The sequence below is a fragment of the Microcoleus sp. B9-D4 genome (assembly GCF_036705105.1).
Lineage (GTDB): Bacteria > Cyanobacteriota > Cyanobacteriia > Cyanobacteriales > Microcoleaceae > Microcoleus.
On sequence record NZ_JAUBTS010000013.1, the window covers coordinates 21,974 to 34,310 of the forward strand.

The following is a 12,337-nucleotide window of genomic DNA, read 5'->3' on the forward strand; positions in this document are numbered from 1 at the left end:
CTATACTATCGAGACGATCGAGGAGGAATTGTGAAAAACCACAAAGGGAAAGTTTATTTAGTCGGTGCGGGGCCCGGAGATTGTAACTTGATGACAGTGCGATCGCACAAACTGCTATCCCAAGCCGAAGTTTTAATTTACGATGCTCTCATCGACATCCCGCAACTCGAATTAATCCCACCAACTTGTCGAAAAATCGAAGTCGGTAAACGCGGCGGCAAACCTTCCACCCAGCAGCAAGAAATTAACCGCTTGCTGGTAGAAAATTGCCAAGTCGGAAAACAAGTAATCCGCTTAAAAAGCGGCGATCCGTTTATTTTTGGTCGCTCCAGTTCTGAAATTCAAGCATTAATCATAGCGGGCTGCGACTTTGAAGTAATACCCGGAATCTCCTCCGCATTAGCCGCACCTTTACTAGCAGGAATTCCCCTCACAGATCCGGTGATGAGCCGCTGTTTTGCAGTGATGAGCGCCCATGAACCGGATGCTTTGGAATGGGAAGCATTAGTGCAGATAGAAACTTTGGTAATATTGATGGGAGGGCGAAATTTAAGCGAGATAATTTGGCAATTGCAAAAGCACGGACGATCGCCCGAAACTCCGATCGCCATTATCCGAGATTGCGGCCGCCCAGAACAGCAAATTTGGCTGGGAAATCTCTCCAACATTGTACAGCAAACAGCAGGTCAATCTCTATCGCCTTGCGTGATCGTAATTGGGGAAGTAGTTAGATTGCGCGAATATTTAATCCAGCCAGAAAGCACAAATATGATCGATACACCAGTCACCGCTAACAACAGCAAATTGCCGCTAGCAGGAAAAACCATTTTAGTCACGCGATCGGTTTCTCAGTCGGCTGAATTTAGCGATCGACTCCAGCAACAAGGAGCCCGCGTGATCGAAATGCCCGCCTTGGTAATTGGGCCACCGTCCACTTGGGAACCATTAGACAGTGCGATCGCACAATTGTCAAGCTTTCACTGGTTAATTCTCACTTCCCACAACGCTGTAGACTGCTTTTTTCAACGATTACAAGCCAAAGGCAAAGACGCCCGCAGCTTGTTTGGCATTAAAATCGCAGTTGTCGGGAAAAAAACAGCAGAAAGTTTGCGATCGCACTCTCTACAACCAGACTTTATTCCCCCCAACTTTGTCGCCGATTCCCTAGTCGAGAACTTCCCCTGGCAGGGCGGGCACGGGGGCACCGCCCCTACAAACTGCAAAATCCTATTTCCGAGAGTAGAAAGCGGCGGCAGAGAAGTTTTAGTTAAAGAATTTACCGCCAAAGGAGCGCAAGTAATAGAAGTGCCAGCTTACCAATCTTGCTGTCCCGAAACTATAGATCCGATCGCCCTATCCGCACTCCAAAATCAAGCCGTAAATATCATAACCTTTGCCAGTTCCAAAACTGTGCATAACTTTTGCAATCTCCTCGAAAAAAGCCCAGACTTATCCCTGTCTCAGGATTGGTTAGAAAGCGTTTGCATCGCATCCATCGGCCCTGAAACTTCTAAAAGCTGTCAGAAATTATTGGGTAAGTTAGACGTAGAAGCCAAAGAATATACCTTAGACGGATTGACTGAGGCGATCGTCCAATGGGCACAAGCGAGGTTGTAAAATAGTTGTACGATCATTAGGAGGAAAGAAACATGACCGCAAAAGACCAACTTCTTCAAGAACTAGACCAAGTACCAGAACCCGTGCTGCTGAAAGTGCTTGAATTTGTCCGTTCCTTAAAGACTCAAGAAGAACAACAAAAACTAGAAGCCAAAGCATGGCAGGCATATCTAAATTCCGAACACGAAAGAAAGGAGGTTTACCGTCGCCTTGCCAACTCCTAATTTTGTCAGCAAAAGTATGGTTTTAAGTATCCACGCCAGACAGATAGAGATGTTTGGCGGCACTCCCGGCGTTAGAGATGAAGGCTTGTTGGAGTCGGCTTTCGCTCAACCGCAAGCAACTTTTGGCGGTCAATTTTTGCATTCAACGATTAGCGAACAAGCTGCCGCCTATCTCTATCACATAGCGATGAATCATCCCTTTATTGACGGCAATAAACGAACGGCTTTTGCAGTGACAGATACCTTTTTGCGTTTGAATGGTTGCGCTCTGAATTTGACCGACGATGAAGTATATGATTTAGTCATGCGAGTCGCGCGGGGAAGCATAACTAAGGAAGAACTAACCACCGAGATCGAGTCAGGTATTTTTAAGTTTTAATAAGTAAGTTGGGCAGCCTACGTTGAGATTAAGTAAGGTGCGGCGTACTCACGCTACATTGAAATAGCGAATCGCGGAACAAAAAAGCGAGTAAAATTATCACTAAAGAACAAAGCCGAGATCCTTTGCGTCAAATCAGTAATAAAACTAAACAGAAAATAGCACCAACCGCCGATCGCCCTTCCTCCACCAAATCCCGCTACCCAGCTACTAATTAGCAATAGCCATGAATATAAATTTTTCTCGTTACGACACCTTAGCCACCCTGCTAGCAGGAACTACCGCAGCCTTAACCATAGTCATCAGCCAGCCCGCGATCGCCAAAACTCCCCAAGAAGTTGCCAGCATTGCTGGGCCGCTGACAGTACAAATTAACAGTTCCCTCGGAGACGGTTCTGGGGTAATTATTGCCAAAACAGGCAAAACTTACACAGTTTTAACAGTCAACCACGTCGTAGAAAAAGCAGACGTGAAATACACCGTTCGCACGTCTAAAGGCAAAAACTATCAAGCAACCTCCGTCACCCGTTTGCAAACCGCCGAAACTGACCCGGATTTAGCCGTAGTCAAATTTGAAAGTCCCGAAGAATATCCAGTCGCGACGATCGCAGATTCCGATCAAGCCGTCATCGGCACTCAAATCTTCGTTTACGGCTATCCCGCTACCGGGGGACTTTTCGGCGCCGAACGAGAACCCGAACTCTCTCCCGGACTCGTTACCAGCCGCCCACGCAACCGCCCAGAAGGTTACACTTTGCGGTATCAGGCCGTAACTTGGAGTGGTATGAGTGGCGGCCCAGTTTTTGACTCCGAAGGCCGAGTCATCGGTTTACACGGACAAGGGGAATTCGGTTTTGCTCAAACCAGTTCCGGCGAAGTCGCCCCGATTAAAACTGGATTTAACGCAGCAGTTCCAATCAATACATTTATCGCCAAGCTAGTGGCGGCGGGAATAAACAAATCCGAGTTGAAAGTAGACAATACTCCCGCAACGATCGGCCCCGTATCCACCGCCAATCCCCAAGACGCCCAAGCCTATTATTTTCGAGGACTTTCGCTGTTAGATCAAGGAGATGCTTGGGAGGCAATCGCCGATTTCAACAGAGCACTCGCTTTCAAGCCCAAATATACCCCTGAATTGTTTTTTAATATCGGTAATGCCCGCACTCTCATCACCGCCAGCTTGCCCGAACTCGGTGCCACTCGCGGTTCCACTGCGATTCAAGCATACACGCGGGCGATCGAAGCCAATCCCGGTTTTGCCGACGCTTACTACAACCGAGCTTTAGCTTACCTGGATAACCAAGACCAACCGAAAGCAATTGCCGACTTTCAAAAAGCAGCAGAACTTTACAAGCAAGGCGGAAGAACCAGCGCCTATCAAGACGCGCTCAACAGAATCAAGCAATTGCAGTAGAATGAGAAGTTAATAATTAAGAATTAAAAATGAGTAATCCCATTTTTAATTCTTAATGTAGTTCATAAAAACAGCAGGTAAATAACCATGACTGCTATAACCTTAAACCTCAACTCCATAATTAAACTAACTTCAGAACAGTTTTATCAACTGTGCGAAGAAAACCCCGATTTAAAATTAGAACGCAGCGCCAACGGAGAATTAATCGCCATGCCGCCAACCGGAGGAGAAACAGGGAAACGCAATGTCAAATTGACTACACAATTGGATGTGTGGAACGAACAAACCGAACTCGGCGAAGTGTTTGATTCCTCCACAGGATTTACCCTTCCCAACAAAGCCGATCGATCTCCCGATGCTTCTTGGGTAGAAAAATATCGCTGGTCAGCTTTGACGCCAGAACAAAGAGAAAAATTCATCCCGCTTTGTCCCGATTTTGTCATTGAATTAGTCTCGCCCAGCGACAGTTTGAAAAAAAGTCAGGAAAAAATGCAAGAATATATGGAAAATGGCTGCCGTTTGGGTTGGCTGATTAACCGCAAAAAACTGGAAGTTGAAATTTATCGCCCCGGTCAAGATGTAGAAGTTTTACAATCTCCTCTCACCCTTTCTGGGGAAAATGTTTTGCCGGGATTTGTTCTCAATTTGCAAAAAATTTGGAATTAATTTGAGTTATAAATAGTTTTAAAAATTCAAAAAAATGCTATGAGTGCTATAACCTTAAACCTCAACTCCATAATTAAACTAACTTCCGAACAGTTTTATCAACTGTGCGAAGAAAACCCCGATTTAAAATTAGAACGCAGCGCCAACGGAGAATTAATCGCCATGCCGCCAACCGGAGGAGAAACGGGAAGAAGCAACTCAAAATTTAACTTACAGATTGGACTTTGGAACGAACAAACCCAACTCGGTGAAGCCTTTGATTCCTCCACAGGATTTACTCTGCCTAATAAAGCCGATCGATCTCCTGATGCGTCTTGGGTAGAGAAATCCCGCTGGGAAGCTTTGACACCTCAACAAAGAGAAAAATTTATCCCGCTTTGTCCCGATTTTGCTGTCGAAATTCTCTCCCCAACGGACAGCCTAAAAAAGACTCAGGAAAAAATGCAAGAATATATGGAAAATGGCTGCCGTTTGGGTTGGCTGATTAACCGCAAAAAACGGGAAGTTGAAATTTATCGCCCCGATCAAGATGTGGAAGTTTTACAATCTCCTCTCACCCTTTCTGGGGAGAATGTTTTGCCGGGATTTGTTCTCAATTTGCAAAAAATTTGGAATTAGCAGAATTTAATTTTGACTTATTATATCATCTTCAATAAAATAACCGTTACCATTTCCTAGTGAGGAATGCAATTCCGAGCGAATTGGGTCAGGACTCTCCGTCCTCGCTACGAACCAATTTTGTTATTATCGCTCGACGGGACATCATATTACCGGGAAATTTGATAAAATTATAAGTACCCATAAAATTAACGCGCTAGAATTATGGTTCAAACAATTCAAGCTAAAAATGTCACATTAGAAGAATTAAAAACACTTTTTGACCTTCAACTTGTCACAGACGACCAATTTTTCCGAGAATGGCAAGATGAGTTACCAGAAATTACCGACTTTCAAAAACGACAGCTAGATCAGATTAAAGCGGGTTACTTCAACATGCGGTCGTATCCGCCGATGCTGGAAAAAACCATTAGTTTGTCGATCGTCTCTCCGCTGTTATTTGCAGGCGAGTTTTATCTGCATCCTTTCTACATTAAACCAGAAAAATCCGTCGAAATTTACGAAGAAGATGAAGGCGTTATCATCAAAGGCAGCCTTGATACTTTAGTTTTAAAAGAGCAGTTGTGGCTGATGGTAATAGAATCGAAACGAGTTTCATTTTCTATCGAAGCGGGATTGGCGCAAATCTTAGCTTATATGCTGGCAAATCCCAACCCGGACAAACCTAGTTACGGCATGATTGCTACAGGCGGAAGTTTCATCTTTGTTAAATTAGTGAAAGGAGAATCACCTCGATATAGCACATCTGATTTATTTGGAATTAACAATCGCACCAATAATTTACATGATGTACTCCGCATCCTCAAACGCTTGAGTCAAATAGTGATTAGTCAGTAATTATTGGCCAAACAGGGGATTGGGCATGGGGCATGGGGCATGGGGCATTAATCTTCCTTCTTCCTTCTTCCTTCTTCCTTCTGTCTTCAGAATTACCACGGCGAACCGATCATAGTAAAAGCTGCCCAATAATAAGGATGCGAGAAATTTCGATCGCCCCTAGTGACCAACTCCGACGGTAAAGGCAGAGCTTGATTGTTGCCCGATCGTACCAAATAACCATCTTGCAACCGCACTTCACCCCGCAGCATCGCCAACTGCGCTTGCCGCAAAGCCTCAGCCTTAATCGGCGCTGTACGCAACTCCTGGTAAAACTCAGTCATCAGCCCCAAAGTAGCGACATCGCTGACATACCACAAACTCGCCAAAGCCGATTTTACCCCCGCGTGCACCGCCAACCCCGCAAACCCCAACTCAGCTTGTTCGTCTCCCACCGCCGTAGTACACGCACTCAAAACCAACAACTCCACCTGCGGGTTAGATAACTTCAACTGATCCAACTGATCCAACCGCAACTTAGTATCCCAAAACTGAATGTAAGAATTTTGGGCCCCCCCAGGCTGAAAATCGCCGTGAGTAGCTAAATGAATAATTTTGTATTGCGGTTGATTGCGCTTCTGCTTCAAATTTGCCAAAGTAAAAGCTTCATTGAGAAAAGACGAACCAGGCCAAATCTTGCCCACAATTGTCGATATTTCCAGCGGCACCGCAGGCAAAGGATTTTGATCGTATTTTGCCGGAAAATTCGACGCACCCATCGCTAACACTTCAGAACCCTTAACATCGGCATAGCGAGTATCAGTTAAACTCAAACTCGGAATCAGGCCCAAACTGTACTTTTCTACCAAAAACTGCTTGCCGTCGTAAAGAGCAGCCAAAGGCAAAGTTCGCAAACCGACATCCATCGAAAACACCAAAGTGTCAATCTTATTAGCCTCCAATTCCGGTTGCAGCGGTGCAATTAACCACTGGTAAAGTTCCTCGGCAGGTTCCTTGTAATCAACAGCATTCAATCTCCTGGGACTTCTGATAGCATTAGTGAATTTTTTAGCAACTTGCAGGACTGTCTCGCGGCTTGCAGGCACGCTTTTAAAAACATTTTTGCCGTCTGGCAATAACAACACAAGTTCTAAATGTTTTTCTTTCGCCCACACGTAAAGGATGGCGGGTTTAACCCCAGTCAACTGATTGACGCTGTTGAGAGTATCTCGAATACTTTGCTGCGTGACTGACTTTTCAGTGACAGTGCCCCCAAAGTAACGTTCAAATTCCCGGCCCTGAGTTCTATCCCTTTGCTGCACTGCGTCGATCGGATTTATCGGCGCGATCGAGTTCGATCGAGAAATCTCAGGAACCCTCACATTCCCGATACTTTCTGCTGTCACCGCACTCGCGGGCTTCTGTGCAGTTGCCTGCAAGCTGGCGTTTTCTGTCGCTGCAGGCGCGGCCAAATTGTCTTGTAACACCGACGGCGACAGCAGTACCGGGCCGGCAGCACTCTCGTTCGACCGCGCCTCAACAGGCGCAGCAGTCGGTTCTGGCGAGACATTTGTGGTACTGCTCTTTGGCACCGGCGCTGCGGGGCCGAGACTCACCTGAGTCACAATTTGTTGAGAATTGGCTGTAGTTTTCAGTTCCACGCTGGTAGTTGGTGCCGGACTCGGCACGATCGCCAGCGGCCCGATCGCAGTTGAGGAAGTCGCAGTGTTCGACTTCAAGTTTCCCGTCCCAACAGTCGCCGCCGTGCAGGTTCCCGACGAGCAAGTGCTTTGCAGCAGCGTCTGTGAACCCGATCGAGCCAGCCCGTCTGTAGAAATGCTGACCTGGACACGCTCAGCAGCCGTTCCTGTTCCCGCAGCCCGAAACGCTCCCCCAGCCTCGATTGCCACATCGCCGCCCGTATTGCCGCGAGCTTTGATCGAAACAACTTCAACATCTTTCTTGCCGGTAATTTGGCTCGAACCGGCACTTCCCGATTGCGAACTCGAGTTGATCACCCCTGTAACGATCCGGCCCGGCGCCGCAATCGAAATATCTCCCCCGCTTCTGGCACCAAAAGCATCGATGTTGCCGGTTTCTACCGCACCGGTGCTGCGAATATTGATAGGGCCCGCCACCCCGGAAGTTGAGCGAGATGAAACCGTACCAGCAGTCAACTTGCCTTGACTGCTAGTGATGTTAATCCCCGCAGTCGAGGTAACGTCTCCGACGGCTACAGTACCGCCCATCAGAGAGATCGTGGCGTTATCAGTGCCGACGATCGCACTCGTTCCCACGATCGCGCCGGTGCCCGACGGCGATCGAATCGTCGTCGGATCTTGAAATGTCACCGCTACTGGCGTGGAATTCGGCGTTGAATTGGGCGCTGGAGAACCAATCGTGATCGCACCGCTACCGTCAGGGCGCCCGATCGCGATCGAAGCAAACCCATTCCGAAAAGTGTTCAATTCAGCAGCAGTCAAGTTCAGAGCTTCTGTACTGCCCGAACCTTGAATTATAATATTTTGACTAGGATCGGCCGGTTGCAGCACCAGATTGCCGTTGCTGGCGATCGAATTTTTGTCACCCGTCAAGTCTATATCGCTGCCGGTTAAAGTAATATTTCCTGGTGTTTTCGAGCCGCCAGCTTCGATCGCGCCTGCTGTGACTCCATTGCGCCCCGTTAGCGTCACATTCCCCGCGCGATCGCCCCTCGTGTCGATCGCCCCGGCCGTCACCGTACCCTGTGCAGTAACACTAACATCTCCCGCCGAAGTGCCTATATCTTCGGAAGGATTGACAGAAGTGTTGATGGTGCGGGCCGTTCCAGTAAGTAGCTGACCGGTTGTGACATTGCCTGCGGTGCTGACGATGCTAATTTCCTGATTGTTGGTAGTGATATTTCCGGTACGGATATTGCCGTCAGCTTTGAGAGTAATTGAGGCATTGTCTGCCCCTGTCAAGGAACTTGTGGTAGTGATTGTTCCCAAACCCGCTGGCGATTGAATAATTAGCGGATCGTAAAATGTGAAATCGTTAGCAATCAGAATTGAACCGATACCGTTGCTGCGCCCGATCGTAATTCCAGCAAACCCATTTTCCAAACTTCCGAGGTCGCTTGCCGTCAGATTCAAATAAATATTAGTACCGACATCTCCAGAACCGCCGATCGCAATATTTTGACCGGGACTCCAAGGTTGCAGTACCAAAAAGCCAGTACCGCTGAGTGAATTTTTGGCACCAGTCAAATTAATTTCATTACCAGTCAAAGTAATGTTTCCCGATCCCGCTGCGATCGATCTCACTCCCAGAACATTCCGAGCCGTCACAGTTACATTTCCCGCCGCTTCCGGGCCGCTGGCATCAAGTTTTTGGGCCGTTACGTTCAGGCCGTCGATCGCAATATTCCCGCTGCTGCCGGTGCTGGGATTGGATGAAGAAATGTTGTTGGCAACAGTCGAACCCGGACTAATCAAACTAATATTTCCGCCGTTACTTGACAAATTGCCCGCAGTAATTTGACTTCCCTCCAGGGCGATCGCACCGCCCGCCGTGCTAATTGTATCTCCAGAATTCATCGAAAAAGCACCCGCACCATTGCGATCGGCATCTGCTCTCAATGTTACCGAACCAGTAGTTGCTTGAAAGCTCAACTGATTGTCCGCCAAATCAGCAATTGTAATATCATTGAGCGCTTCGAGAACCACATTTGCAGTCGCCGACATACTTTCCAAAGCTTTAGCCGAAATTGTCAGCGAAGGCTCAGAATTGTTTTCCTGTCCTGCTACCGTTCCTGTTGCCAAAATATTATTGTTGGCAATTATTGCCGCATCGCCCGCACCTTCTGGGGAATCTGTAATTAAAATATTTTCTGGATCTAACAGCAAAGTCCCCAAACCGTTTGTCCCAGAGGTATCAACAGTACCGTTAAAAATCAATCTTTGCTTGCCCGAAACTTCCACAAACCCCCCAACACCTGCGGTGGTTGTTGCAGAAACGCCATTTGCGCTGATGCTGCCCAAAAATGCTGTTGTGTTGTCAGCCCAGACAAAGACTCTGCCGCCGTTGCCTGATTCAGTTGCGTTGGCGGCGATCGAACTTTTGCCATCCACGTAAGTCATCCTGGCATTCGGCACAGTTCCCTCGCCTCGGTAATCTCCCCCGATCCGCACCGTTCCGCCACCGTCCGGCCCCGAAGCCTCAATCTTCGCTCCCAACAGCCCTACCTTGTCGCCCAACACGTTGACGCTGCCTCCGACGCCCCCCCTGGCAGACACGTCCGCAGAACCCGCTACCAGGGCAGTTCCAGCACCTGCAGGCACTGTTTGGCCCCCTGTGAGCACGACTTCACCTTGAGCGTTCGTAGTTATACCCGTAGCGTTAGCCACGCCGGGGCCCGAAAGCAGCCGAGGTAAACTCTGGGGAGAGAAGGGAACACCTTCGGAACCCGACATTCCGGCTGCCGGAGAAACTTCTAAACTCAGCAAAAGTCCGTTTTGACTCAAGCGCACCAGATTTTTGTCTCGAACCGCCACCACAGTAATTTGCCCGCCTGCGGATGAAAGTGGCCCCGTACTGATCACCGTACCGCCCAGCAAAGTCAAATTTTGCCCGGTTCCGACAGCCAAGTTACCGGCATTGACAATACTTCCGGGCTGTGGGCCAAAAACAAAAGCATTCGGCGTTCCGACTAGGGCGGCGTAGTCGTTCGCCCCAGTACCGTTGAACCAGCCGTTGTCAAAACCGATACCGCTAGCGGTGGTAGCAAAAAAAGACCCGGACACATCGAGTCGGGCATTCCTTCCAAAAATAATCCCTGCGGGATTCATCAGCAACAAATTAGAATTGCCGCCACTAACTTGAATTAAACCGTTAATTAAGGAAGCATCCCCGCCGACAACCCGGCCGAGGATATTTTTAACGCTTGGGTTGGAGATGAAATTGGCAGTTTCGCCAGAATTCAGGCCAAACCGAGTAAAACTGTGGAACAAATTTGCTCCGTCTCTGGATGTAGTGCCGCCTTGAATGTCGTAGCGAGGGGGCGACGCTGTACCTGGGGCGGTGACATTGGTTCCGGTGCCGTCTGGGGCTGGAGTAATGGATTGTGCCGCAGCAATTTGAGATTGGGGATAAATTGCCACGAGTACCCATCCGCTGCTGTTTTCTTTGAGGAAAACCAGGTTGGGTAAAAAATCTACTATCAAAAATCCAGCAAGGGGAATTGCTGCCAGAATCGACCGCACAGCACGTTGAGCATTCATAAGTTTGCCTCGGTCTAGACCTTAATTCGAGTTTAAAATTGAGATTTTAGGTAAAAAAGAGTCGATCGCACCCCAATGCTGACACTTCCTAACGCGAACTCTCGATCGCAAATCTTAAATTTTAAGTCTAAATTTGATTGTGTCACCAACATAGCAAAGACTGACAGTAAGTGTCGAAACACAGTTCCGTTTAAACGCCTGAAAATTATGAGCGATCGAATTATCCGTCTGATTGGTTTAACTGGGGGCATCGCCACTGGTAAAACCGCTATATCTAATTATCTGGCAGATGTCTGTGGATTTCCGATTTTAGATGCCGATATTTTCGCCCGCGAAGCTGTGAACCCCTGTTCGCCAATACTTGACTCTATTGTAAAACGATACGGCGCGGGTATTGTGCTCCCGGACGGCAATTTAAATCGGCCCGAGTTGGGAAATATTATTTTTTGTAACGCAGCCGAGCGGCAGTGGTTGGAACAACAGATTCACCCTTACGTGCGGCGCCGATTACTTGAGGAAACTCAAAGCTGCATTGCTGCATCGAGTTTGGTATCCCAAGACACACAGGATTTAGGTACAAAGACTCAAGAAATCGGCTTTTTTCACCAAAAGCTAGAACCGAGTATTGTTGAAAAAAAATCCGGTTTCTGTGCCAAGGCTGACACGTTGACTTTGGTTTTGGTAGTGCCGCTGCTGTTTGAAGCTAACATGACTGACTTGTGTACCGAAATTTGGGTAGTGTACTGTTCACCCGAAGTGCAGTTAGAACGACTAATGCAGCGAGATGGCTTAAGTTACGATCGAGCTAATGCCCGCATTAACGCCCAGTTGCCACTAGCTCAAAAGTGTCAACAAGCTGATGTTATTTTGGACAACTCGTCAACCCTCGACTCGCTATTCCGGCAGGTAGATGTGCAAGTCAGTCGATTTTAGATTTTAGATTTTAGATTTTAGATTTTAGATTTTAGAATTGAAGCATTAACGCCACGGATAACTTCGGGGGCTTGTCTATCGGATACAGGTTTTTTATTTCTGGACGGATCAATCCGGGGGCTTGTATCCTCGATGCTTTCGGTCAGTCGCTTTGAGATTTGAGATTGACTCCGCGATAATAGTACGTTACTTTCCTGAGAACCGCTGTAATAGAAGAAAAGAGAATAAAATAAAAGATAAAAGGTTCACAATTCATTTAAAAATACAATAGCAACCACTTATGAAGTTAATGTGAAAAATTAGGTGTTGCCCGCCTTAAGCAATCTCATTCACCAAGATATTTATATGTAGGGTGCTGATGGCGCGCCTGGGTATTCTCCTGTTTTGTCTTTAATCCTTGGGTTGC

Annotated in this window: 9 protein-coding genes; 8 read left to right on the forward strand and 1 reads right to left on the reverse strand. The window is 47.6% G+C overall.

Going from position 1 to position 12,337, the window contains the following annotated elements; translation table 11 throughout:
* Positions 1-30: 30 nt before the first annotated feature.
* The 7 genes from cobA to QUB24_RS10725 all read left to right on the forward strand — a co-directional run bounded on the left by cobA (position 31) and on the right by QUB24_RS10725 (position 5,758).
* The gene (gene cobA, locus QUB24_RS10695) at positions 31-1,617 is read left to right on the forward strand and encodes a uroporphyrinogen-III C-methyltransferase (protein ID WP_333153156.1); all 1,587 of its coding nucleotides are present in this window, start codon (positions 31-33) and stop codon (positions 1,615-1,617) included.
* Positions 1,618-1,649: 32 nt separating this feature from the next.
* Positions 1,650-1,841 carry a DUF2281 domain-containing protein gene (locus QUB24_RS10700; RefSeq protein ID WP_333153157.1) on the forward strand — a complete coding sequence of 64 codons (192 nt, stop codon included), beginning with the start codon at positions 1,650-1,652 and terminating at the stop codon, positions 1,839-1,841.
* A 16-nt stretch (positions 1,842-1,857) separates the two neighbouring features.
* Positions 1,858-2,220: a type II toxin-antitoxin system death-on-curing family toxin gene (locus tag QUB24_RS10705; RefSeq protein WP_333153158.1), complete on the forward strand. Its 363-nt coding sequence runs from the start codon at positions 1,858-1,860 to the stop codon at positions 2,218-2,220.
* 226 nt (positions 2,221-2,446) lie between these two features.
* Positions 2,447-3,637 (forward strand): tetratricopeptide repeat-containing serine protease family protein, encoded by a 1,191-nt coding sequence (locus QUB24_RS10710; RefSeq protein ID WP_333153159.1) that lies wholly within the window; start codon positions 2,447-2,449, stop codon positions 3,635-3,637.
* Positions 3,638-3,724: 87 nt separating this feature from the next.
* Positions 3,725-4,303, forward strand: coding sequence for a Uma2 family endonuclease (locus QUB24_RS10715; protein WP_333153160.1), 579 nt, complete (start codon positions 3,725-3,727; stop codon positions 4,301-4,303).
* Positions 4,304-4,342: 39 nt separating this feature from the next.
* Entirely contained in the window at positions 4,343-4,921 is a 579-nt protein-coding gene (locus QUB24_RS10720; RefSeq protein ID WP_333153161.1) for a Uma2 family endonuclease, read from the forward strand.
* A 204-nt stretch (positions 4,922-5,125) separates the two neighbouring features.
* Positions 5,126-5,758, forward strand: a complete 633-nt coding sequence (locus QUB24_RS10725) for a restriction endonuclease subunit R (RefSeq protein WP_333153162.1) — start codon at positions 5,126-5,128, stop codon at positions 5,756-5,758.
* Between the two features lie 92 nt (positions 5,759-5,850).
* Here QUB24_RS10725 and QUB24_RS10730 read toward each other — a convergent pair whose 3' ends face one another.
* Entirely contained in the window at positions 5,851-10,998 is a 5,148-nt protein-coding gene (locus QUB24_RS10730) for a CHAT domain-containing protein (RefSeq protein WP_333153163.1), read from the reverse strand.
* 207 nt (positions 10,999-11,205) lie between these two features.
* Between QUB24_RS10730 and coaE the strand changes: the two genes are divergently transcribed.
* Positions 11,206-11,931, forward strand: a complete 726-nt coding sequence (coaE, locus tag QUB24_RS10735) for a dephospho-CoA kinase (protein WP_333153164.1) — start codon at positions 11,206-11,208, stop codon at positions 11,929-11,931.
* Positions 11,932-12,337: the final 406 nt, after the last annotated feature.